The organism is Marinobacter sp. es.042, from assembly GCF_900188315.1.
In the GTDB taxonomy this organism is placed as follows: Bacteria; Pseudomonadota; Gammaproteobacteria; order Pseudomonadales; family Oleiphilaceae; genus Marinobacter.
On record NZ_LT897781.1, the window covers coordinates 515,276 to 537,631 of the forward strand.

The following is a 22,356-nucleotide window of genomic DNA, read 5'->3' on the forward strand; positions in this document are numbered from 1 at the left end:
TCACAGTCCCGGGGAGTCATCGCCGCCAGCGCCCCAGGCATAAGCAGTGGAGTCGGCAGGTGTTTTCCCAAGGTTTGGGAGACGGGCTTCGACCTCTCTTTCCGGGACTGTCTGCAGCATGGATGCTGCAGTCAAGCGTACAGGGATGTATTCACAGCGTGTCCCGGAAAGAGAGGGCGTAGTCCGGCTCTTGCACCCAGATTTGCGGTATCAAGGAGTCAACATGACACAACCAGAAAGAAGTCATCTCTCAGGCAAGGCACTGGAAGTTTACGACCGTATGCTGGAGCGGGTAAAAACGCGTCTCCATGACCTGGAAGAAACATCGCTCCAGAACCTCGAAGAAGAGGTCCAGAAAGCGGTGGAGTTCGAGTACGAACTCGAGGAAATGACCCGGGATGAGGCAAACCTCCTGGGGGCTTATCTGCAGCGGGATCTTGAACACCTGCTGCATTTTGTCGAGGAGACTGGTGAGGGCCTGAGCGAATGGTTGCAGCTTGATATTGCGCTGCTGGAACACCAGTTGGCGGACAGTTTGTTCTCGGTTGCTGATAAAACCGTCGTCGACTTCCTGGAACTCAGACAGAAACTGGAAAAAAAGGAAGTGGGCCAGTACATCTCAGGCGAGGTGGCCACTGCTGGCATGTTCCAGTGCCTGAACTGCGGGCATATGCGCTGCCTGACAGCCACCAGCCACCTGGAGCCCTGTGAAGCCTGCGGCTCCCACTACTACGAGCGGGTTACGAGCCGCTGGCCGAAACAGGAGGAATGATCCGCTCCCGGACAAAAACGATCAGAATGACCGCCAGGGTCAGGACAGGCCACGAGCCAGTCTGCATGTAAGGCGTGCTGCCCGTGGCGGTAAACACTTCGCCGGTCAGGGTGGCGCGCTCGAACTGGGGAATGGTTTCAGTGAGCTCGCCCCGATTATTGATAATCGCGGTCACGCCATTGTTGGTGCCGCGGAGCATATAGCGGCCAGTCTCCAGTGCCCGCATTCTGGCGATCTGCAAGTGCTGCAACGGGCCAATGGAATCGCCGAACCAGCCGTCGTTGCTGATCGTGAGCAGCAGGCCCGCGTCCCGGGCATTGAAGGCGACAAAATCCGGGTAGGCGACCTCGTAGCAAATGAATGGCATCACATTGATACCATTGGCCTCGAGCGGATCTTGCCAAGCCGGCCCCCGGCTGAAATCGCTCATGGGCAGGTCGAAGAAACCGATCAGGCCCCGCAGCACGCTTTGCAGTGGCACGTACTCGCCGAAAGGCACGAGTTTCTGCTTGTGGTAGATCCCTTCGCCATTGCCGATGGCCATGATGCTGTTGTGGAACGTGAAATCTTCAATACGGTCGCTGAAGCCGTACCAGGGTATTCCGGTAATCAGCGTACTGTTGTCGCCCAGCTGTTCACTGATGTGATCAATGATCTTGCCAGCCTGGTCCTGGGGGATCGGAATGGCGGTCTCGGGCCAGAGGATCAGGTCTGTGTCCCAGTGGTCTTCGGTCATCCCAAGGTAGGTGACGATCTGGTCCTTCAGGAATTCCGGATCCCATTTGATCTGCTGGGGAATATTGCCCTGCATGGCGGCAAAGGTTGTGGGGTCTTCGCTAAGATCCGTCCAGTCGAGGCGATTCATGGCTGGCGCAACTAACCAGGGAATCAGGGTCACAGCAAGAGTGACGCCTGCAGCGACTGGCTTGGCGTGTTTCAGGAGCCACCAACTCCCGTAGAGTGCGGCCCCTGTGGCCGTTATCCAGAAAGTAATGCCATGCACGCCGGTCAGAGGTGCCAGTCCGGCCAGGGGGCCGTCCGTGTGCGCCGTGCCCAGATACAGCCAGGGAAAGCCGGTGAGCAGCCAGCCCCTGAGCCAGTCGCCCAGAATCCAGATAGCCGGAAACAGGATCAGGCGCCGTGCCGGGCTGCCCTTGGCCAGTTTGCCCCAGAACCAGAACGCCAGACCGTGGAACAGCGCCAGCCCCGCGACAAAAAGAACCGTCAACAAGACGGCAATCGGAATGGCGGTATTACCGTGTTCGCTGATACTGACGTAGACCCAGCTGGCGCCGCTGCCGAACAGCCCCAGGCCAGTAAGCCAACCGGCCCGGAAGAGCTTTTCTGGAGCCAGCGGAATCGTCACAAGGAGAATAAGAAGGACCGAAACCGGCCCCAGCCACCAGAGGTGGAACGGTGAAAAGGTCAGGGTTTGCAGGGCGCCGGCAACCAGAAGGGTTGCCGCGCCCAGCCAAGCGTTGGAGGAAAACGGGGTTTTCAGCGCTCTGGTGTTTGTCGCGTTAAGGATCACTTCGGGTTACCTGCAGCAGACGGATTACGCGGTTATCGGCGTTGGCAATGGTAAAGCGCAAACCGCCGAATTCAACCGATTCGCCCCGTCTGGGCAGATGTCCGAATTCCTTGAGAACCACTCCACCGATGGTGTCGAATTCCTCTTCGTCCAGTTCGGTCTCGAAGAACTCATTAAAATCATCAATGGGTGTTACCGCTTTTACGGCATAGCTGCCATCGCCCCGGGCCTTGATGTGGGTTTCTTCATCAAAATCGTGCTCGTCTTCGATTTCGCCCACAATCTGTTCCAGCACGTCTTCAATGGTGATCAGGCCGGCCGTACCACCGTATTCGTCCACCACAATGGCCATGTGGTTACGGTTTTCCTTGAACTCCTTGAGCAGCTGGTTCAAGCGCTTGCTCTCGGGCACGAAGGTGGGCGGGCGCAGAATTTCCCGGATACGATTCCAGTTGAGGTCGTTGTTCAGAGCCAGGGGAAGCAGATCCTTGGCCAGAAGAACGCCAATCACGTCGTCCTGGCTGTCCCCGATGACCGGGAACCGGCTGTGTGCAGAATCCATGATTTCGCCCAGGAACTCCTTGGGCTCCTGGGATGCCTTGACGGTGACCATCTGGGAGCGGGGAATCATGATCTCATCCACCCGCATGTCGATCACCTGCATGGCACCTTCGATGATGCTCATGGCATCAACATCGATGATGTTCTGGGACTCGGCGTCCCGCAGGATTTCCAGCACGTCCTCAACGGACTCAGGCCCGCTGGAGAAGGCCTGGGATATACGTTCCAGCCAGGACTTGCCGCCCTGGCTGCGACTCGACTGATCGTCGCTCATGAGTCTTGTTCCGTTTCCTCTGCTTCGTAGGGATTGCCGAATCCGAGCTGCGCAAGCAGCCGGACTTCGAGGGCTTCCATGACCTCGGCATCTTCGTCTTCAATATGATCAAAACCCTGGAGATGCAACATGCCGTGAACCACCATGTGCGCCCAGTGGGCGACCAGGGTTTTTTCCTGTTCCATGGCCTCTTTCTCGACAACCGGTGCACAAATCACCAGATCTCCGGCCAATGGCACCGTTATACCGGCTGGCGCCTCAAATGGGAAGGACAACACGTTGGTTGGATAGTCCCGCTCACGGTACTGATGGTTCAGGGCCTGGCTTTCTTCGGTTCCGACAATACGGACCGTCACCTCGGACGGATCCTCGCCCTGCCAGGCAAGTTGCGCCCATTTTTGAACCTGCGTCTCCGAAGGTATCCCTGGCGCCTCAAAAACCTGCTGAAAATCCACAGTCAGCTTATTCACTGGCCAGTTGCACTCCCGTCGTCAAAGGAATCGTAGGCTTCAACAATCCGCTGTACCAGCGGGTGCCGAACAACGTCCTTTGCTTCGAACCGTGTGAACCCAATACCCGATACCTTGCTCAGAACCCCGGCAGCGTGAATAAGCCCCGAATTCTGACCCCGTGGCAGGTCTACCTGAGTGGTGTCGCCGGTAATCACAGCCGTGGAGCCAAAGCCGATCCGGGTCAGAAACATCTTCATCTGCTCCCGGGTGGTGTTCTGGCTCTCATCCAGAATGATGAATGAGTTGTTCAGCGTACGGCCGCGCATGAACGCCAGCGGCGCAATCTCGATCACGCTTTTCTCAATCAGCCGGGTAACCTGGTCAAACCCAAGCATTTCATAGAGAGCGTCGTACAGCGGGCGCAGGTATGGGTCGACCTTTTGTGCGAGGTCGCCGGGAAGAAAACCAAGCTTCTCGCCGGCCTCGACCGCGGGCCGAACCAGCAAAATCCGCTTCACCTGCTCGTCTTTCAGGGCTTCAACGGCACAGGCCACCGCCAACCAGGTCTTGCCAGTACCCGCCGGCCCAATCCCGAAGTTGATATCGTGGGTGCGGATATTGTGCACATACTTCTGCTGATTCGCGCCCCGCGGCTTGGCCTGAAGCTTGGGTGTCTTGATGACCGTCACAGCGCCATCGTAGGGCACGTCTTCGGGCAGGCGTTCAAAACCGGTTTCCCGGATAAACAGATGCACGGTATCCGGAGGAAGGTCATCGGTGGCCTCGGTTTCCCGATAAAGATGCCGGATAACCTCAACGGCCGCCGCCACATGCTCAGTCTCACCCTCAACTCGGAAATGATGTCCGCGCCTGCCGACTTTCACGTGCAGGCGTTTTTCAATCATTTTCAGGTTTTCATCAAACTGGCCACAAAGCGTCGCCAGCCGACGCTGGTCCACAGGGTGCAGGTCAAATTGTCTGTGATCGTTGGCGTTCAAAAGTGCTCCGTTTTCGTTTACTCCCCTGGGAGTACGTATTTTCGATATTCAGTTAACGGGCAAGGGCCGGGAGGACTTTCCAAAAAGCGCCCGCAAGTACGTCCATGTAGGGCTCGGTCGCGCCATCCCTGGCGCTCCACGTTTTTGGAAAGTCCTCCCGGCCCTTACCCTGATCATTCTATGTGCAGGCCCGAATGTAAAAAAACAAGTAGATCGGGGTAGCCGGAGGTGTAATCCGGCAGCTTTCTTCATTACAGGCATATTGTTGGATTACGACTTCGTCTAATCCAATCTACGAATGCGGAGCTCACATCGGGCAGACGGCTGTGGTGCTGACGGAGATTGGTGGGGCTCCCCTCCCAAAAATGTCGGCGGCCAAGGATGGCCGACGCCAAGCGCACATGGATGTGCTCGTAGCGGTTTTTGGGAGGGGAGCCCCACCACTCGCCCTACACCAAGCCTCAGACGAATACGAAACCAGGCCTAAAACAACTCCGAGTTAACAGGCACCCCGCGAAGTGAATTGGGATAGGCCTCCACAATATCGACATCAATAAAGTGCCCAACAACCTCCGGATTCTCATGCCGGAAATTCACAATCCGGTTGTTCTCGGTACGCCCTGCGTATTCGCCAGGGTCCTTCTTGGACAGACCGGTCACCAGAATCCGCTGGGTGGAACCCACCATCTTGCGACTGATATCCATCACATTCTGATTCAGGCGATCCTGCAGGATGCTCAGACGCTGCTTCTTCACATCCAATGGCGTATCGTCCGGCAGGTCTGACGCCGGTGTGCCCGGACGGGCGCTGTATACGAAGCTGAAGGACATGTCGAAGCCGATGTCGTTGATCAGCTTCATGGTGTCTTCAAAGTCCTTCTCGGTTTCGCCCGGGAAGCCGATGATGAAGTCCGACGAGAAACTGATATCCGGGCGGATCTTGCGCAGGCGGCGGAGTTTGGATTTGTACTCCAGTGCTGTATGGCCGCGCTTCATGGCCGCCAGGATGCGGTCGGAACCGCTCTGAACTGGCAGATGCAGGTGGCTGACCAGCTCCGGAACCCGCTCGTACACGTCAATCAGAGCATCCGAGAATTCCACCGGGTGGGACGTGGTGTAACGGATGCGATCAATGCCGTCGATGGTGGCGATCAGCTCGATCAGTTCCGCCAGGTCCATCGTGTCGCCGTCGTGGGTTTCGCCACGGTAGGCATTCACGTTCTGGCCCAGCAGGTTAACCTCGCGAACACCCTGGCTGGCGAGGTGGGCCACTTCGGCGATCACATCGTCTGCCGGGCGGCTGACTTCTTCCCCGCGGGTGTAGGGCACCACGCAGAACGTGCAGTACTTGCTGCAGCCTTCCATGATTGAAACAAACGCGGAAGGGCCGTCTGCGCCGGGCTCGGGGAGGTTGTCGAATTTTTCGATTTCCGGGAAGCTGACGTCCACCACGCCAACACCGTTACCCTTGGCGCGCACTTCCGTAATCATGTCCGGCAGGCGATGCAGGGTCTGGGGGCCGAAGACCATGTCCACGTAGGGTGCGCGGTCAATGATCGCCTGGCCTTCCTGGGAAGCCACACAGCCACCCACACCGATGATCATTTCCGGCTTTTTGCTTTTCAGCTTTTTCCAGCGGCCAAGCTGGTGGAACACCTTCTCCTGGGCTTTTTCCCGAATGGAGCAGGTGTTCAGCAGCAGGATGTCGGCGTCATCGGGTGAATCTGTCATTTCGACGGTTTCACCGGTTTTGAGCAGGTCTGCCATGCGGGCAGAGTCATACTCGTTCATCTGACAGCCGTGGGTTTTGATGTACAGCTTCTTGGCCATGGGTCTCACGTAATCTGATGGATGTTGCGCCGGGAACTGGTGTTTGAAACGGGGCGCCAGCAAAAAGGAACTGCGTATTATAACGGGGTGCTTAAACTTCAACCACCTTTGTCTCGGCTAGTTGCTAGTTCGGTTGTGGTACTATTTGGCGCTTATGGTTTCGACGAGCCTCACGATAAATCCTTCAACCTAATTCCCAAACACCAAAATGACCCCCGAACGCCTCTCCCGGATCAAACAAACCTTGAACACCCGGCAACCGGATCTGAGCGTCCTCACCGACCAGGTTCACAAACCCCGGAACCTCTCCGCCATCATTCGCTCCTGCGATGCTTTCGGCCTGGCCAACATGCACGTGGTCTGGCCCAAGGAAGGATTTCGGGCTTTCCGGAAAACCGCCGGAGGCAGCTACAACTGGGTCACCACCCACACCCACCGGAGCATGGAAGAAGCGATCCAGAGTCTGAAAGTGCAGGGCCACAAGCTCTATGCGGCGCAGCTCTCCGACCGGGCTATCGATTTCCGGGATGTGGATTACACCCTGCCTTGCACGATAATCCTGGGTAACGAAGTGGATGGCGTCAGCGTCGATGCCGCGGCTCAGGCTGACGAGCACATCGTTATCCCAATGATGGGGATGGTGGAGTCGCTGAATGTATCGTCTGCCTGCGCGATTGTCCTGTCCGAAGCCCAGAGGCAGCGGAAGCTGGCCGGCATGTTCGATCAGCGCCGGATGCCGGATGACGAGTACAACCGCCTTTTATTCTGTTGGTGTCAGCCCACCGTCAAACGCTACTGCGACGACCGCAATTTGCCGTACCCGCCGATAGACCCGGAAACGGGTGAGTTGGTCGACGGTGTGGGCTGGATGCAGGAAGTAAGAAAGTTAAGGGCGAATCGCCCACGGTGGGATGACGAACCCAAAGTCACCGCAGATGAGCAATAAAAAAAATTACTCTTCTGTGAGATCGGTCCGGGGGTGGGAGGTCTTTTCTGTCGGGAAAAGATGTCTGAGCGAAGCGAGTTGCTTTTCCCAGAAGAAAAGGCCTCCCACCTCTGGACCAGCCCCCAAATCGAGCAGGCTACTTAGCAAAAGCTAGAGCCCATCACTCCTCGCGAGCCTCAAGATACCGCTGAAGCTGCTCCCGCAAAGCCTTGGGAAGCCGGGTAATGGTCAACGCGTCTTTGTCGCGGTCATAGTAAACCGCCTGATTTACCAGGTCGGAGGAGAAGGACACGCTCATTCCGCCTCCCGAGCCTGCAATCCGTACCAGCTTTTTCACTTTCCGGTGGTCCGGGTGCAGCACGCCGCTTTCCGGCAGTTCAGCGGTTTTTGAGGCAAACTCCTTGAAGCGTTGCGGCTCACTCTCGTCCAGGTAGCCGGACAATGCCTCGATTTCGACCGGCTCGCCCAGGGCATGCTGCTCCTTACAGAACTCATAGGCCTTGGTGCGAACCTCGCCGGCTTTATCAGGCTCGGAGGACTTGGCAAAAGCTTCCACCGCATCCAGGAAGGTCATGGTTTCCTTTTCCACATCCACCTGATTGGTAAACCCGCACAAACGGATAAACAGCTCTCCTGGCTCGCCGGTCCCGCGCCCGTGGACCAGTGTCAGATAGTTTTCGGCCGGGTTGTTACCACGCCAGTCATCCAGCTCGATGCGAACGGCCAGATTCAAACGGGAAAGGCTCAGGACGTCGGTCGCATCCAGTGACTGGTTGCCATCGAACCGCATGGCGCTGTCGGTTTCCAGGATAAACAGGTAAACCACCTCGGCGTCCGCCAGGGCATCATGGACGATCATCAGATGGCCATCGAACTCTTCCTGACTGCCGGTCAGGAGCTCCTGCCACTGTCCGAACAGGCGGTCGGTCATGGCGCCGAAGGTTTGCTTGTCTTCCAGGTAGTCTTTCAGCCAGGCGCTGAACGGGCACTCGCCCAGATCTTCGGAAAAGCGGCCGTATTTCTTGCCGGGCTTGCTGTTGAACAGGCGCTTCATCTGCTTGTGCAGGCCCTCGTAATCGCCACCGGGCTCCTGCAGGGCCTCACCCGTCACAAGGCGGGCAGGCTGGCCCGGCTGGTACTGGCTGGCGAAGGCAGTGCGGAGGTGTTTGATGGCCATTTTTGGCTCCTGTTCGTTGTTTCGGTTAACTCAGAGAGGCGGGATTCTGCCATGTATTGGTGATGGATTCATTCCTGGTCTGCGGGTTCCGGGGTGGGCCGCAGGGCAGGTGATTCTTTTTCTTCCGAAAAAACAACTCGCTTCGCTCAGACATTTTTTTCTACAGAAAAAGAATCACCTACCCCACGTCCACGGGCAAATCAGTGGCCCGCCAAAAAAGGAATGCATGCTCTGCCGTACTTTTGCTCTGGGGATTAACGCCAGAGTTTGCCGGCGGTGGGGTGGGGGTATCTTTTTCTGCAGGGAAAAGATGTCTGAGCGAAGCGAGTTGCTTTTCACAAAGAAAAAGATACCCCCACCCCGGCGCCAGCCACCGAAGCAGGGATATCTCTCGTGTACTCAGAAGTCAGGAATCAAACCCGCTTGCTGCGAATCAACTCCTGAACAAGTTTGCCAACAGCCTCAGGAATCTCCTGCTCGTTGTCGGCGGTTGTTGCGGCGTTGGCGATGTCAGTGCCCAGGTTAACGGCAATGGCAACCAGGCCGTGGGAAGTCAGAAGCTGGGCCACGCGGCGGCGTTCGTCGGCATCGCCGGCGTTTTCTTCGGTGACCACCACGGCGGTTTTGCCCTGGTCGAACAGCGCACGCTCAAGGGCGAGGGCCAGCGCTGGCGCCTGGCGACCATTACAGGCAATGATGGCCGGTTTCTGGGCCAGTCGGCGCTCGCGTTCTTCTACTGAAACCGGATCGAGCGATTCGCCGGAATCTGCCAGGCCGGCCACCATGCCTGCACCAATGGTGACGTTGGACAGCCGGTCGATCACGATGAAGCTGCCTGTGGCGTGGTTGCGCTGGTAGGCGTCGAAGGCGATCGGCTGGTTCAGGGTCAGCTCGCACAGGCCGATTTCGTTCAGCTGGAGCTGGCTTGGGTTGGCCTGCTGTTCCAGGGTGTTTACGTCAGTCTGGTGGTGGATCTTTTTCACCGTGCCAGAGGTAAAGGTCGGTCCCAGCTTGATGTCGTACAGCCGGCCGGTTTCCAGGGGGGCGTCGGTCATCCAGACGATATTGGCGTTGAAGCGGTTGCCCACTTCGGGCTCATCTTCCACTTTGACCAGCATATCGCCGCGACTGATGTCGATTTCATCGGTCAGGGTGAGGGTAACCGCCTGGTCGATATAGGCCTCTTCTAGATTGCCATCGAAGGTGACAACTTCCTTGATCGTGCTGGTGCGGCGCGAGGGCAGGGCCATCACTTGTTCGCCCGGGCGGATCACGCCGGAGGCGATGGTGCCGCAGAAGCCCCGGAAATTGAGGTTCGGGCGGGTAACGTACTGAACCGGGAAGCGGAAATGCTCCAGGTTCTTGTCCCGGCCAACTTCCACGGTTTCCAGAATCTCCATCAGGGGCTGGCCGGTGAACCAGGGCGTGTTCTCGCTTTTGTTTACCACGTTGTCGCCTTCCAGGGCGGACAGCGGCACAAAACGGATATCTTTCAGGCCGAGCTTAGCGGCAAACGCCAGGTAATCGTCTTTGATTTCGTTGAAGCGCTCTTCGCTGAAATCCACCAGATCCATCTTGTTCACGGCTACGACAATGTGCCGAATACCCAGCAGAGACGCGATGTAAGAATGGCGCCGGGTTTGGGTGAGAACACCGTGGCGGGCGTCGATCATCAGGATCGCGACCTGGGCGGTAGACGCGCCGGTGGCCATGTTACGGGTGTACTGTTCATGGCCCGGAGTGTCAGCGATGATGAACTTGCGCTTGTCGGTGGAGAAGTACCGGTAGGCCACATCGATTGTGATGCCCTGTTCGCGCTCGGCCTGCAGGCCGTCGACCAAGAGGGCAAGGTCGAGTTTCTCACCCGTCGTTCCCATCTTGGCGCTGTCGGTTTTCAGGCTGGCCATGTGATCTTCGTAGATCATCTTGGTGTCGTGGAGCAGGCGACCGATCAGGGTGCTCTTGCCGTCATCCACGCTGCCACAGGTGAGCAGGCGAAGGAGTTCCTTGTTTTCGTGCTGCTTCAGGTAGGCCTGAATATCTTCTGCAATCAGATCAGACTGGTGTGACATCTTAGAAATACCCTTCCCGCTTTTTCTGTTCCATGGAGCCGGCTGAATCGTGGTCGATTACCCGGCCCTGGCGCTCGGAGCTCTTGGCCAGCAACATTTCCTGGATAATGTCCGGAAGCGTGTTGGCTTCGGATTCGATGGCGCCCGTCAGCGGGTAGCAGCCCAGGGTCCGGAAGCGAACCGATTTCATCATTGGTTTCTCGCCTTCCTTCAATGGCATGCGGTCGTCGTCCACCATGATCAGGGTGCCATCGCGCTCAACGACCGGGCGTTCGGCGGCATAGTAGAGCGGAACGATGTCGATGTTCTCAAGGTAGATGTATTGCCAGATATCCAGTTCCGTCCAGTTGGACAGCGGAAACACCCGGATACTCTCGCCCTTGTTGATCTTGCCGTTGTAGATATTCCACAACTCGGGACGCTGGTTCTTGGGATCCCAGCGATGGTACTCATCCCGAAACGAATACACGCGTTCCTTGGCCCGGGATTTTTCCTCGTCTCGACGGGCACCGCCGAAGGCTGCATCAAACTTGTACTTGTCGAGCGCCTGTTTCAGGGCTTGGGTCTTCATGACATCGGTATGTTTCGCGCTGCCGTGAGTGAACGGCCCGATTCCCTGATCCACACCTTCCTGGTTGGTGTGCACGATGAGGTCGAGGCCGAACTCCTCAGCGACGTTGTCCCTGAACTTGATCATGTCCCGGAATTTCCAGGTGGTATCAATGTGCATCAACGGAAAGGGCGGCGTACCCGGGTAAAAGGCCTTCAGGGCCAGGTGAAGCATTACCGCGGAGTCCTTGCCGATGGAATACAGCATTACCGGATTGTCGAACTCGGCTGCCACTTCCCGGATGATGTGGATGCTTTCCGCTTCCAGCTGTTTCAGGTGCGTGAGGTTGTATGTGGTCATGGTAATCCGTTGCCGCCGTGCGGGCCGTGTTGGCTTTGCGAATGAATACGGCAACTATACCAGAGGGGGTAAGGGCATAAGAAGACGGCCAACTAGACATTGGCGTTATAACAATATAGCAGTGGTTGGCCTTGGTCGTGCGTCAGTCGGCAGGTCGAGCTCAGGCCGGATTGCGGGAGTCGGCCAGCAGTTTAGCAACGTAGCGGTCGACGTAATCGAAGCCGTTGCCTTCAAACTCAGCGAACTGGATGCCCAGCTGAAATTCGTCCCTGGCGATGCGTCGCATGTGAACGATGTTGCCGTCGGCAATAATGGAAACCGGTTGCGTTGCAACCACCGGCACGGAGAATCGGGTCTTCACGGCAATCCAGTGTCCTGGAGCCGGGGCTTTTTGCTCGGGAATGAGTTGTTTCACCGTTTCCTGATTACAGGAAATCATGACGCCCGTGCGGGAGAGATTGGATACCGAACAGGTCAGGCAGCAGCCGTCCGATTTCTCAATAGTAATGTCGGTGGCTACGTCCACTCGCTGTTGGTTGCGCAAATTCAATTTGGCGGCGACAGGTTTCATGTTGACTCTTCTGGCGTGTCTGGTTGCGAATGATGCTGCCTTTCCCATAAATCCCTTCCAGAAAAACACTTAAACGCATGATAAGCGAATGAAAGTGTAGTTGTTTACTTTGTGATCAGCAAGAAGCCTGCCGCCTATAGTGGCAGATTTGTTAAATCTTTCTGAACAAGCCGTCACAAATTTCGACGTCCGTCAGTTTCCATCGGTTCCAATACTCGTCGGACTTTTGCTGCAGGCGGTCCCTGAGCTGGTGTAAAATATCGCCCTTCATTCATTTGTGGGCTCGCGCTGAGCTCCGGGAATTCCAAGCCTTCTATGACAGATAACACCCAGACCCCCGCCTCGTCCGGCAACGGCAAAGTCGGTTTCATCAGCCTCGGTTGTCCCAAGGCTCTCGTCGACTCCGAGCGCATTCTCACGCAGCTCAGGCTGGACGGCTATGATGTTGTCCCGACCTATAACGACGCCGACATTGTTGTGGTCAACACCTGCGGATTTATCGATGCCGCCAAACAGGAGTCGCTGGATGCGATCGGTGAGGCTATCAGCGAAAACGGCAAGGTGATTGTCACCGGTTGTATGGGGGTGGAGGCCGACAAGATTCGCGATACTCACCCGGGTGTTCTGGCGGTTTCCGGGCCCCACGCCTATGAGGAAGTGGTCGGCGCGGTACACCAGTTCGTTCCGCAGAAAAAACAGCACGACCCGTTCACCGATCTGGTTCCGCCGCAGGGAATCAAACTGACCCCGCGGCACTACGCCTACCTCAAGATCTCCGAAGGTTGTAACCATCGCTGCACCTTCTGCATCATTCCCTCCATGCGCGGTGATCTTGTCAGTCGGCCCATTGGCGATGTAATGGACGAAGCCCAGCGCCTGGTGGATGCCGGTGTAAAAGAGCTGTTGGTCATTTCCCAGGATACCTCCGCCTACGGCGTCGACACCAAATACCGCACCGGCTTCTGGCAAGGGCGGCCGCTCAAGACCAAGATGCAGTCACTGTGCGAAGCGCTTGGCGAAATGGGCGTGTGGGTACGCCTGCATTACGTTTACCCCTATCCCCATGTCGACGACATCATTCCCTTGATGGCCGAGGGCAAGATCCTGCCGTACCTGGATATCCCCTTCCAGCACGCCAGCCCGAAAGTGCTCAAGGCCATGAAGCGCCCGGCCCACGACAGCAAAACCCTGGAGCGCATCCGCAAATGGCGTGAGATCTGCCCCGAGCTCACCATCCGCTCCACCTTCATCGTCGGCTTCCCCGGTGAAACCGAGGAAGACTTCCAGTACCTGCTGGACTGGCTCGACGAGGCTCAACTGGATCGCGTTGGCGCGTTCAAATACAGCCCGGTGGAAGGCGCCAAAGCCAACGAACTGGAAGGTGCGGTTCCCGAGGAAGTCAAAGAAGAGCGCCTGGCCCGTTTCATGGAAAAACAGGCAGAGATTTCAGCAGCCCGCCTACAGGCCAAAATCGGCCAGACGATCGACGTGCTGATTGACGAGGTTGACGAGGAAGGCGCCATTGGTCGCTCCAAGGCAGACGCGCCGGAGATCGACGGTATGGTTTATCTCAACGATGAAACCGACCTGGTGCCAGGCGAAATCGTTCAGGCCGTTGTTGAGCATGCTGATGAGCATGATCTTTGGGCTCGGCTTCTTTGATGTCGTCTGGCTTGGGCTCCTAGCCTTCATGGTCTGGTGTAGGGCTTTGGCGGGCGGCGCTTCCCAAAAACCGCTACGAGCACATCCATGTGCGCTTGGCGTCGGCCATCCTTGGCCGCCGACATTTTTGGGAAGCGCCGCCCGCCAAAGCCTCAGAACCCTCGGGGATAGCAAGCAATCAGGACGGATAGACGAGAGGAACAGGTCGGGTTACGCTTTGCTAATCCGACCGACGATTCTTTTGTGCAGGCGTTTTCTGAACAGTATCAAGCCGTGGCAGGTCACTTCTCCCGAAAATGTCTGTGGCCATGGATGGCCACAGCCAAGCGCACATGGATGTGCTCGTAGCGTTTTTCGGGAGAAGTGACCTGCCACGGCTGACCCCAAACCAACCAGGCTAGGGCCGAAGCCAGAAACCACGACCCAAGCCAAAGGGGTCACCCCCCAAGCTTGCGAACAAGAATCTCGTTGAAAAGCTTCGGGTTCCCCTGGCCTTTAGAAGCTTTCATCAGCGGCCCCATAAAGCCACCAAGCATCTTCTTGCGCTTCTTCGGATCTTCCTCGTTCTGGTACTGCGCCACCTGATCCGGCATGCCCGCCAGAACCTCATCTACCATAGCTTCCAGGGCGCCGGTGTCCGACACCTGCTTCAGCCCCTTGGCATCGATGATGGCGTCAACGCTGTCGTTCTCACCAGACCACAGCGCCTCGAACACCTTCTTTGCGCCGGCGGATGAGATCGTATTGTCTGCAATCCGTACCACCATATCGCCCAGCTGAGCGCCGCTGATGGGCGAATCGGCAACCGATTTCTCCTCTGCATTAAGGCGCGCAGAGAATTCGCCCTGGATCCAGTTGGCGACCAGCTTTGCGTCTTTGCCCTGGCTGGCCGCTTCTTCAAAGAAAGTGGCCAGTTTCGAGTCGCCGCTTAGCAGGCCGGCGTCGTAGTCATTCAGACCGTACTGCTCCATAAAGCGGGCTTTGCGAGCGTCGGGCAGTTCCGGAAGGCTGTTGCGAGCTTCCTCAATAAAGGAATCATCGATTTCCACCGGCAGCAGGTCCGGGCAGGGGAAGTAGCGGTAGTCGTTGGCTTCTTCCTTGGTGCGCATGGAACGGGATTCGTCGCGGTCACCGTTGTACAGACGGGTTTCCTGCACAATTTTGCCGCCGTCTTCCAGAATGTCCATCTGCCGCTCGACTTCGTGGGCGATAGCCTGCTCCATGAACCTGAATGAGTTCAGGTTCTTGGTCTCGGTACGTGTGCCCAGGGTGTCGGAGCCCTTCGGCTTCAGCGAAATATTCACGTCAAAACGCAAGGAGCCTTGGGACATATCGCCGTCGCAGATGCCCAGTGACGTCACGATGCTGTGCAGCTTCTTGGCAAAGGCAACGGCTTCTTCCGCATTATTCATGTCCGGCTCGGTGACCACTTCGATGAGCGGGGTGCCGGCTCGGTTGAGGTCAACGCCGGTCATGCCATGGAAATCCTCGTGCAGGGACTTACCGGCATCTTCTTCCAGGTGTGCGTGATGGATGCGAACACGCTTGGTCTTACCGTTCGGCAGATCAATATCAACGAAACCCGGGCCGACAATCGGGCGTTCCAGCTGCGTGGTCTGGTAGCCTTTGGGCAGATCCGGGTAAAAGTAGTTCTTCCGCTCGAAAACCGACCGGCGCTCGATCTCGGCGTTCACCGCCAGGCCAAACATGACCGCATAGCGGAAAGCCTGCTCGTTGGGCACCGGCAGGGTGCCGGGCATGGCCAGATCAACGGCGTTGGCTTGGGTGTTGGGCTCGGCGCCGTAAGCGGTGCTTGAGCCGGAAAAAATCTTGGTCTTGGTGGCGAGCTGAACGTGAATTTCCAGCCCGATCACAATGTCCCACTGCATAATCTTTCTCCTGTCCCGGGCTTATTGCGGTTCACGCTGGTGCCAGTCGGTCACCTGCTGGAATTGATGGGCGGCATTCAGCAAACGGGCCTCGGAGAAATAATCCCCGATAATCTGAAGACCCACCGGGAGACCGTCCACGAAACCGGCCGGTACCGACATGGCCGGAACACCCGCCAGGTTGATGGCGATAGTGAATACGTCTTCCAGGTACATGGTCACAGGATCGCTGGTTTTTTCACCCTGAATAAATGCCGGCGAGGGTGTGGTGGGGCTCATCAGCACATCCACTTCCTTGAAGGCATTTATGAAATCCTGCTGAATCAGCCGCCGAACCTTCTGGGCCTTGAGATAATAGGCATCGAAATAGCCGGCGGAGAGAGCGTAGGTGCCCACGAGAATCCGACGTTTCACCTCTTCGCCAAAACCCTCCGCGCGGGAGCGGGTGTAAAGATCCATCAGATCCTTGGGATCCTCGCAGCGGTAGCCATAGCGAACCCCGTCAAAACGGGACAGGTTGGCGGACGCCTCTGCTGGAGCAATTACATAGTAGGCAGCAATCGCGAGCTTCGCGTTTGGCAGCGACACCTCTTTAACCGTGGCGCCTAGTTTCTCGTATTCCTTTACTGCGTTGCGAACCTGCTGCTCCATCGCCGGGCTTAGCTGATCGCTGAAATACTCCTTGGGCAGGCCGATCTTCATACCTTTAAGCGGTTCGTTCAGCGTCGCGGTGTAATCCGGCACCTCGCGGTCAATAGACGTCGAGTCCTTCGGATCAAAACCTGCCATCACATTCAGCATCAGCGCATTGTCTTCTGCTGTGCGAGCCATGGTACCGCCCTGGTCGAGACTGGACGCAAAGGCAATCATCCCGTACCGGGACACCCGGCCATAAGTGGGTTTCAGGCCAGTAACACCACACAGTGCCGCTGGCTGACGGATTGAGCCACCTGTATCCGTGGCGGTAGCTGCCGGAATCAGTCGAGCCGCAACCGCCGCAGCCGACCCGCCCGATGAACCGCCCGGCACCCGCTTATTACCTTCACTAAGGCCCCAAGGGTTTGTCACTGCGCCAAAATAACTGTTCTCGTTGGACGACCCCATGGCGAACTCATCCATGTTGGTCTTGCCCAGACACACGGCCCCTGCCTCGCGGAAATTCGCAGTGACAGTCGCATCGTAGGGGGGGACAAAGTTTTCCAGCATCTTGGAGCCGCAAGTAGTGCGAACGCCGTTGGTGCAGAAAATGTCCTTGTGCGCGAAAGGAACGCCTGTCCAGGGGGTCGCGTTCCCTGCCGCCCGCTGCTCATCCGCCACGCGGGCATCGGCCAGCGCCTGCTCTTCGGTCACGGTGATAAAGCTGTTGTACTTCGAATCTTCCCGCTTGATGCGGTCGAGGAACTCCTGGGTCAACTCCACGCTGGAGGCCTGGCCGCGATCCAGGTCCCGGGAAAGCTCTGCTACGGATTTGTTATGCATGACGTGTCCTTTCACTCGATCACTCGGGGAACCAGATAAAGCCCGTTCTCGGTTGCCGGAGCAATCGCCTGGAACGCTTCCCGCTGATTGGTCTCGGTTACCTCGTCAGCGCGCAGGCGCTGGACTGCATTCAACGGATGGGCCATGGGCTCAACCGAATCGGTGTCGGCGGCCGCCAGTTGATCCACCAGATCCAGAATATTGCCCAGATCCTTCTCCAGAGCCGAAACCTGCTCGTCATCCACACGAATGCGGGCGAGTACAGCGACTTTCTCAATGTCCTCACGGGAAATGGTCACGCATTGCCTCCCAGATAAATGAAATGTCGGTAATAAATCTTTAGAGATTGAAGGCATTTCCGAGGTGTGGGGTCGCTCGGAGATTGCCTTTCAAAACTGTTGAGGGCCAGGGACGGCCCGAAACAAGCGCACATGGATGTGCTCGTAGCGTGTTTTGAAAGGCAATCTTCGGGCGGCCCTCCACCCAAGCCAAAAAATTAAAGCGACATGGTAACAGATTCGAACAATGGCGGGAGGCCCCAGCCCATAAGGTAAATGTGTGAACCGTAAGGCTTGAGGCCCGTTAGCGCCTTGCCTGCAGGGGTGCTCACTGCTAAAGTTGCCGCATCTTTTCTTTGCGACTGCAACTCTCAGGTTGAAACTACACGAATGTTGATAAAAAGACTCCGAGGCATCTTCTCCAGCGATCTGTCCATCGACCTGGGCACCGCCAACACCCTGATCTACGTGCGTGAGCGCGGAATCGTGCTGAACGAGCCCTCGGTAGTGGCCATTCGCACCAACAACTCCCAGAAAATGGTTGCCGCTGTTGGCGCTGAAGCCAAGCGCATGCTCGGCCGTACCCCGGGCAACATCACCGCCATCCGCCCGATGAAAGACGGCGTGATTGCAGATTTTGTGGTAACCGAAAAAATGCTCCAGCACTTTATTCATAAGGTGCATGAGAACAGCTTCATTACCCCGAGCCCGAGAGTACTGGTGTGCGTGCCCAGCAAGTCTACCCAGGTAGAACGCAAGGCCATTCGCGAGTCCGCACTTGGTGCCGGCGCCAGGGAAGTCTTCCTGATCGAAGAGCCCATGGCCGCCGCCATTGGCGCCGGTCTGCCGGTGGAAGAAGCCAGCGGCTCCATGATTGTCGACATTGGTGGTGGTACCACCGAGATTGCTATTATTTCCCTGAACGGCATCGTCTATGCGGAGTCGGTCCGGGTGGGCGGTGACAAATTCGACGAAGCCATCGTTACCTATGTGCGTCGCAACTACGGCAGCCTGATCGGTGATTCTACCGCCGAGCGTATCAAGCACGAAATCGGTTGCGCTTACGAAGGCCTCGAAATCCGTGAGATCGATGTGCGCGGTCGCAACCTCGCCGAGGGTGTGCCCCGGGCGTTCACCCTCAACAGCGAAGAAATTCTCGACGCGCTGCAGGAATCCCTGGCGCAGATCGTTCAGACCGTCAAGAGTGCTCTGGAACAGTCTCCGCCCGAACTGGCGTCCGACATTGCCGAGCGAGGTATTGTTCTGACCGGTGGTGGCGCACTGCTGCGCGGGCTGGACAAACTGATCAGCGAGGAAACCGGCCTGCCGGTGATTATCGCTGAAGACCCGCTGACCTGTGTGGCCCGTGGTGGCGGCAAGGCGCTGGAAGTGATTGATCGCGGTGGCATCGGAATGTTCTCCCAGGAGGGATAATCCTGTGGGGAGGGCTCGCCATTAAAACCATCTTTGTCCAGGGGCCTGTTCCCGGCTTCAGACTCCTCATTGTTCTTCTCGTATCGGCAGCCCTGGTGGTTGCCGATGCGCGTTTCGACAAGCTCTCAACGGTGCGAAGTACCATTGCAACCGGTCTGGCACCCGTGTACTGGCTGGGGAATGCGCCCTACGAATTTTCCGACTGGTTCGCCGGTCTGTTTGAAAATAAACAGGATCTTCAGCAAGAGAATGAAGATCTCCGGGCCCGTTTGCTGATCCTCGAGCGTCGCGCCCTGAAATACGCCGCTCTTGCTTCCGAGAATAACGAGCTGCGCCGCCTGATGAACTCATCAGAAGTGTTGGATGACCGCGTCATCGTTGGCGAGGTGGTCGGTGTCTCCCCGGATCCCTTTTCCCACGAGATCATTATCAATAAGGGTCGCAGTGATGGCTTGTCGCCAGGCCAGGCCATTCTGGACGCTCATGGTCTGATGGGGCAGGTGGTGCAGAGCAGCCAGATTACCTCCCGTGTCTTGCTCGTCTCCGACAGCAGCCACGCCGTTCCGGTGGAGGTTGTGCGTAACGGTTTGCGCGCCATCCTGCTGGGTACCGGCGATACGGATACCCTGGATCTCGTTCATGTGCCGGATACGGCGGATATTCGCGAGGGCGACCTGCTCGTCAGTTCCGGTCTTGGTGGCCGTTTTCCGAGGGGCTACCCGGTTGCGGAGGTCAGTCGAATATCCAAGGAGCCGGGCGAACCTTTTGTCTCCATTGAAGCCACACCCAAGGCGCAACTGAACCAGAGCCGTTTGGTGCTGGTAGTATTCCCTCCGGAAAATGCCACGCCGATCGAAACCGACGAGGGTGAGGGCGCATCCGCTGCCAACGTCGCCGAAGATGCCAGCCAGGGAGGGCAGGACTGATGTTGTCCGTAATCAGCTATCCGGTCTTTTTGCTTTCCGTGATCGTTGCCCTGGTGTTCAGTATTTCGCTGTTTCCTGTGGGCTGGTTCGAGTTCCGCCCGGAGTGGTTGGGGCTGGTGGTTTTCTACTGGACATTCCGGGCTCCGGCCCAGTTCGGCATCCTGCTGGCCTGGTGTCTGGGCTCGCTTCTGGATGTGCTGGAAGCCACGCCTCTTGGCGTGAACGCCATGGCGATGGCCTTGATTGCTTTCCTGGTGCTCACTATCCACCAGCGTTTGCGCATGTATCCAATGCCCCAGCAGTGCCTGATGGTGTTCCTTTTGTTGGGCATCAATCAGATGTTGGTGCATTTCGTAAAGCAATTGCTGGGGGCTGATGATGCTGGCTTCAGCTACCTCTGGCCGGCCCTGACCAGCGCCCTGGTATGGCCGATATTCTGTATCCTGCTGGACAACATTAACCGCAAACTGGGTTAGCCATGCCATCAATCATTCTCGCCTCGGCTTCGCCGCGCCGGGCGGAGCTGTTGCAGCAAATCGGCCTGAATTTTTCGGTTCGTCCGGCGGACATCGACGAAACACCGGAGCCCGATGAAATCCCGGAACACTATGTGGAACGTTTGGCCCGGGAGAAGGCGCTGGTTGTGGCTGGGTCCTCGCCGGAGTGCCTGGTACTTGGGTCGGATACCTCCGTGGTGCTCGATGGCGAGATACTCGGTAAGCCGTCAGACTTCACCGAAGCCCGGGAAACACTGGCCCGCCTCTCCGGCGCCACCCATCAAGTCTTGACTGCCGTGGCGTTGGCCTCAGAAGGGCAATGCCAGTCTGTTCTGGTCATCACCGAGGTTTGTTTCAGGCAGCTTTCTACCGCAGAGATCGACGCCTACGTGGCCAGCGGCGAACCCATGGACAAGGCCGGGAGTTATGGAATTCAGGGCCTTGGTGGTATTTTTGTTAATGAGCTCCGGGGTAGCTACAGTGCCGTGGTTGGTCTGCCGCTGCAGGAAACCGCCGCATTGCTGGCTGGTGCCGGTTACCCGGTCTGGAAAAACTGGCCGCGCAGTCTGGAGAGCCAAACATTATGAGCGAAGAGATTCTGATCAACGTCACCCCGGTGGAAACGAGGGTGGCCCTGGTTGAAAACGGCATGCTGCAGGAAGCCTACATAGAGCGCACCAGCAGGAAAGGCATAGTCGGCAACATTTACAAGGGCAAGGTGGTGCGCGTTCTGCCGGGCATGGAAGCGGCGTTCGTCGATATTGGTCTGGAACGGGCTGCATTCATCCATGCGTCCGATGTGGTTCCGAGTCAGTCCAATGGCGATGAGCCCGCCGATACTCCGAAAACCGTTCCCGATATTCGAAGCCTGCTTCGCGAAGGGCAGTCACTGGTCGTCCAGGTTACCAAGGATCCGATCGGCACCAAGGGAGCCCGCCTGACCACCCAGCTTTCAATTCCGTCGCGGTATCTGGTGTTTATGCCAGGCGTCAGCCACGTTGGTATTTCGCAGCGAATTGAGGACGACACCGAGCGGGCCCGCCTGAAAACCCTCGTTGAGGAGGCTGCCGCCGAGGATCAGGATGTTCAAGGCGGCTATATCATCCGGACGGCCGCGGAAGCGGCGTCACCCGAGGATCTGATTGGCGACATGGCTTACCTGCACCGGTTAAGCCAGTCCATACACGAGCGCATTGCCCGGGTTCAGGCGCCGGCGGTTGTGTATCAGGATCTGCCGTTGTTCATTCGAACCATCCGTGACCTGATCCGGCCCCAGACCGAAAAGGTGCGTATCGACAGCCGCGAGAGTCATCAGCGGGTGATGGAGTTTGTCGAGGAGTTCGTTACGGAATTTGCTGACAAGGTCGAGTACTACCCGGGCGAGCGTCCCATTTTCGACCTTTACTCGGTCGAGGACGAAATCCAGAAGGCCCTGAGCCGAAAGGTCCAGCTCAAGTCCGGTGGTTATGTGATTATCGACCAGACCGAAGCCATGACCACGATTGATATCAATACCGGGGCGTTCGTCGGGCACCGGAATCTGGAAGAAACCATCTTCAAGACCAACCTGGAAGCGGCTCGGGCCATCAGTCGTCAACTGCGTCTGCGAAACCTGGGCGGCATTATCATCATCGATTTTATCGACATGGAAGACCCCGAGCACCAGCGCCAGGTCCACCGGATGCTGGAGAAGATGCTGGAGCGGGACCACGCCAAGACGAAGATCACTGGCGTCTCCGAGTTGGGTCTGGTGGAAATGACCCGCAAACGTACCACCGAGAGCCTTGGTCAGGTGCTCTGCGAACCTTGCCCCATCTGTGATGGACGGGGTTTTCTGAAAACCACCGAGACCGTTTGCTATGAGGTTTTCAGGGAAATTCTCCGGGTAAATCGAGCCTATGATGCTGAGAGCTATCTGGTGATGGCCTCCCAGAGCGTCGTGGATCGCCTGCTGGATGAGGAATCCGATAACGTGGCCGATCTTGAAACCTTCATCAGCAAGACCATTCGCTTCCAGGTGGAGCCCTTCTACAGCCAGGAGCAGTATGATGTTGTTCTGCTCTGATGCCGGGAAACTGCGCCGGTTACCGGTTTAAG

20 protein-coding genes are annotated in these 22,356 nt (G+C 57.3%); 8 read left to right on the forward strand and 12 right to left on the reverse strand.

The window, feature by feature from the left end:
- The first annotated feature begins 223 nt into the window (after positions 1-223).
- Positions 224-772, forward strand: a complete 549-nt coding sequence (locus tag CFB02_RS02555) for a zinc ribbon-containing protein (RefSeq protein WP_088556748.1) — start codon at positions 224-226, stop codon at positions 770-772.
- Here CFB02_RS02555 and lnt read toward each other — a convergent pair.
- The 5 genes from lnt to miaB form a co-directional block, all read right to left on the reverse strand.
- On the reverse strand, positions 741-2,303 hold the full coding sequence (lnt, locus tag CFB02_RS02560; RefSeq protein ID WP_088556749.1) for an apolipoprotein N-acyltransferase: 1,563 nt from the start codon (positions 2,301-2,303) through the stop codon (positions 741-743). The genes CFB02_RS02555 and lnt overlap by 32 nt on opposite strands.
- On the reverse strand, positions 2,293-3,138 hold the full coding sequence (locus CFB02_RS02565; RefSeq protein ID WP_088556750.1) for an HlyC/CorC family transporter: 846 nt from the start codon (positions 3,136-3,138) through the stop codon (positions 2,293-2,295). Before CFB02_RS02565 ends, lnt begins: the two co-directional genes overlap by 11 nt.
- The gene (gene ybeY, locus CFB02_RS02570) at positions 3,135-3,608 is read right to left on the reverse strand and encodes an rRNA maturation RNase YbeY (protein WP_088556751.1); all 474 of its coding nucleotides are present in this window, start codon (positions 3,606-3,608) and stop codon (positions 3,135-3,137) included. The genes CFB02_RS02565 and ybeY overlap by 4 nt, the downstream gene beginning before the upstream one ends.
- The gene (locus CFB02_RS02575; protein ID WP_008170111.1) at positions 3,605-4,588 is read right to left on the reverse strand and encodes a PhoH family protein; all 984 of its coding nucleotides are present in this window, start codon (positions 4,586-4,588) and stop codon (positions 3,605-3,607) included. The genes ybeY and CFB02_RS02575 overlap by 4 nt, the downstream gene beginning before the upstream one ends.
- Positions 4,589-5,071: 483 nt before the next feature.
- Positions 5,072-6,418 (reverse strand): tRNA (N6-isopentenyl adenosine(37)-C2)-methylthiotransferase MiaB, encoded by a 1,347-nt coding sequence (gene miaB, locus CFB02_RS02580; RefSeq protein ID WP_088556752.1) that lies wholly within the window; start codon positions 6,416-6,418, stop codon positions 5,072-5,074.
- A 208-nt stretch (positions 6,419-6,626) separates the two neighbouring features.
- Here miaB and trmH point away from each other — a divergent pair, with 208 nt between their 5' ends.
- Positions 6,627-7,364: a tRNA (guanosine(18)-2'-O)-methyltransferase TrmH gene (trmH, locus tag CFB02_RS02585; RefSeq protein ID WP_088556753.1), complete on the forward strand. Its 738-nt coding sequence runs from the start codon at positions 6,627-6,629 to the stop codon at positions 7,362-7,364.
- 160 nt (positions 7,365-7,524) lie between these two features.
- Here trmH and CFB02_RS02590 read toward each other — a convergent pair whose 3' ends face one another.
- From CFB02_RS02590 to CFB02_RS02605, 4 genes are all read right to left on the reverse strand, one after another.
- Positions 7,525-8,541 carry a nucleoid-associated protein gene (locus CFB02_RS02590; RefSeq protein ID WP_088556754.1) on the reverse strand — a complete coding sequence of 339 codons (1,017 nt, stop codon included), beginning with the start codon at positions 8,539-8,541 and terminating at the stop codon, positions 7,525-7,527.
- Positions 8,542-8,954: 413 nt separating this feature from the next.
- Complete coding sequence (gene cysN / locus CFB02_RS02595; protein ID WP_088556755.1) at positions 8,955-10,613, reverse strand: sulfate adenylyltransferase subunit CysN; 1,659 nt, start codon at positions 10,611-10,613, stop codon at positions 8,955-8,957.
- A gap of 1 nt (position 10,614) precedes the next feature.
- Positions 10,615-11,523: a sulfate adenylyltransferase subunit CysD gene (gene cysD / locus CFB02_RS02600; protein ID WP_088556756.1), complete on the reverse strand. Its 909-nt coding sequence runs from the start codon at positions 11,521-11,523 to the stop codon at positions 10,615-10,617.
- Between the two features lie 160 nt (positions 11,524-11,683).
- Positions 11,684-12,094, reverse strand: coding sequence for a PilZ domain-containing protein (locus CFB02_RS02605; RefSeq protein WP_008170127.1), 411 nt, complete (start codon positions 12,092-12,094; stop codon positions 11,684-11,686).
- 315 nt (positions 12,095-12,409) lie between these two features.
- Here CFB02_RS02605 and rimO point away from each other — a divergent pair, with 315 nt between their 5' ends.
- The gene (gene rimO, locus CFB02_RS02610; RefSeq protein ID WP_088556757.1) at positions 12,410-13,756 is read left to right on the forward strand and encodes a 30S ribosomal protein S12 methylthiotransferase RimO; all 1,347 of its coding nucleotides are present in this window, start codon (positions 12,410-12,412) and stop codon (positions 13,754-13,756) included.
- A 437-nt stretch (positions 13,757-14,193) separates the two neighbouring features.
- Here the strand turns inward: rimO and gatB are convergent, their stop codons facing one another.
- The 3 genes from gatB to gatC are packed head-to-tail and all read right to left on the reverse strand — an operon-like array spanning position 14,194 to position 17,423.
- Positions 14,194-15,645, reverse strand: a complete 1,452-nt coding sequence (gene gatB, locus CFB02_RS02615) for an Asp-tRNA(Asn)/Glu-tRNA(Gln) amidotransferase subunit GatB (protein ID WP_088556758.1) — start codon at positions 15,643-15,645, stop codon at positions 14,194-14,196.
- 21 nt (positions 15,646-15,666) lie between these two features.
- The gene (gene gatA / locus CFB02_RS02620; protein WP_088556759.1) at positions 15,667-17,124 is read right to left on the reverse strand and encodes an Asp-tRNA(Asn)/Glu-tRNA(Gln) amidotransferase subunit GatA; all 1,458 of its coding nucleotides are present in this window, start codon (positions 17,122-17,124) and stop codon (positions 15,667-15,669) included.
- An 11-nt stretch (positions 17,125-17,135) separates the two neighbouring features.
- Positions 17,136-17,423, reverse strand: a complete 288-nt coding sequence (gene gatC, locus CFB02_RS02625) for an Asp-tRNA(Asn)/Glu-tRNA(Gln) amidotransferase subunit GatC (protein WP_014577753.1) — start codon at positions 17,421-17,423, stop codon at positions 17,136-17,138.
- A 372-nt stretch (positions 17,424-17,795) separates the two neighbouring features.
- Between gatC and CFB02_RS02630 the strand changes: the two genes are divergently transcribed.
- The 5 genes from CFB02_RS02630 to rng are packed head-to-tail and all read left to right on the forward strand — an operon-like array spanning position 17,796 to position 22,324.
- Entirely contained in the window at positions 17,796-18,836 is a 1,041-nt protein-coding gene (locus CFB02_RS02630; protein ID WP_008170134.1) for a rod shape-determining protein, read from the forward strand.
- A 29-nt stretch (positions 18,837-18,865) separates the two neighbouring features.
- Entirely contained in the window at positions 18,866-19,762 is an 897-nt protein-coding gene (mreC, locus tag CFB02_RS02635; protein WP_088556760.1) for a rod shape-determining protein MreC, read from the forward strand.
- Entirely contained in the window at positions 19,762-20,238 is a 477-nt protein-coding gene (gene mreD, locus CFB02_RS02640; RefSeq protein ID WP_088556761.1) for a rod shape-determining protein MreD, read from the forward strand. Before mreC ends, mreD begins: the two co-directional genes overlap by 1 nt.
- Positions 20,239-20,240: 2 nt before the next feature.
- Positions 20,241-20,846, forward strand: coding sequence for a Maf family protein (locus CFB02_RS02645; RefSeq protein WP_088556762.1), 606 nt, complete (start codon positions 20,241-20,243; stop codon positions 20,844-20,846).
- Positions 20,843-22,324, forward strand: coding sequence for a ribonuclease G (gene rng, locus CFB02_RS02650; RefSeq protein WP_014577748.1), 1,482 nt, complete (start codon positions 20,843-20,845; stop codon positions 22,322-22,324). Before CFB02_RS02645 ends, rng begins: the two co-directional genes overlap by 4 nt.
- Positions 22,325-22,356 lie beyond the last annotated feature (32 nt).

Bases quoted from the DNA above. Each gene is read 5' to 3' on its own strand.
- CFB02_RS02555 (WP_088556748.1), top strand. From the start codon at position 224: ATGACACAACCAGAAAGAAGTCATCTCTCAGGCAAGGCACTGGAAGTT.
- CFB02_RS02565 (WP_088556750.1), bottom strand. From the start codon at position 3,138: ATGAGCGACGATCAGTCGAGTCGCAGCCAGGGCGGCAAGTCCTGGCTG.
- miaB (WP_088556752.1), bottom strand. From the start codon at position 6,418: ATGGCCAAGAAGCTGTACATCAAAACCCACGGCTGTCAGATGAACGAG.
- trmH (WP_088556753.1), top strand. From the start codon at position 6,627: ATGACCCCCGAACGCCTCTCCCGGATCAAACAAACCTTGAACACCCGG.
- CFB02_RS02590 (WP_088556754.1), bottom strand. From the start codon at position 8,541: ATGGCCATCAAACACCTCCGCACTGCCTTCGCCAGCCAGTACCAGCCG.
- cysN (WP_088556755.1), bottom strand. From the start codon at position 10,613: ATGTCACACCAGTCTGATCTGATTGCAGAAGATATTCAGGCCTACCTG.
- cysD (WP_088556756.1), bottom strand. From the start codon at position 11,523: ATGACCACATACAACCTCACGCACCTGAAACAGCTGGAAGCGGAAAGC.
- CFB02_RS02605 (WP_008170127.1), bottom strand. From the start codon at position 12,094: ATGAAACCTGTCGCCGCCAAATTGAATTTGCGCAACCAACAGCGAGTG.
- rimO (WP_088556757.1), top strand. From the start codon at position 12,410: ATGACAGATAACACCCAGACCCCCGCCTCGTCCGGCAACGGCAAAGTC.
- gatB (WP_088556758.1), bottom strand. From the start codon at position 15,645: ATGCAGTGGGACATTGTGATCGGGCTGGAAATTCACGTTCAGCTCGCC.
- gatA (WP_088556759.1), bottom strand. From the start codon at position 17,124: ATGCATAACAAATCCGTAGCAGAGCTTTCCCGGGACCTGGATCGCGGC.
- mreD (WP_088556761.1), top strand. From the start codon at position 19,762: ATGTTGTCCGTAATCAGCTATCCGGTCTTTTTGCTTTCCGTGATCGTT.
- CFB02_RS02645 (WP_088556762.1), top strand. From the start codon at position 20,241: ATGCCATCAATCATTCTCGCCTCGGCTTCGCCGCGCCGGGCGGAGCTG.
- rng (WP_014577748.1), top strand. From the start codon at position 20,843: ATGAGCGAAGAGATTCTGATCAACGTCACCCCGGTGGAAACGAGGGTG.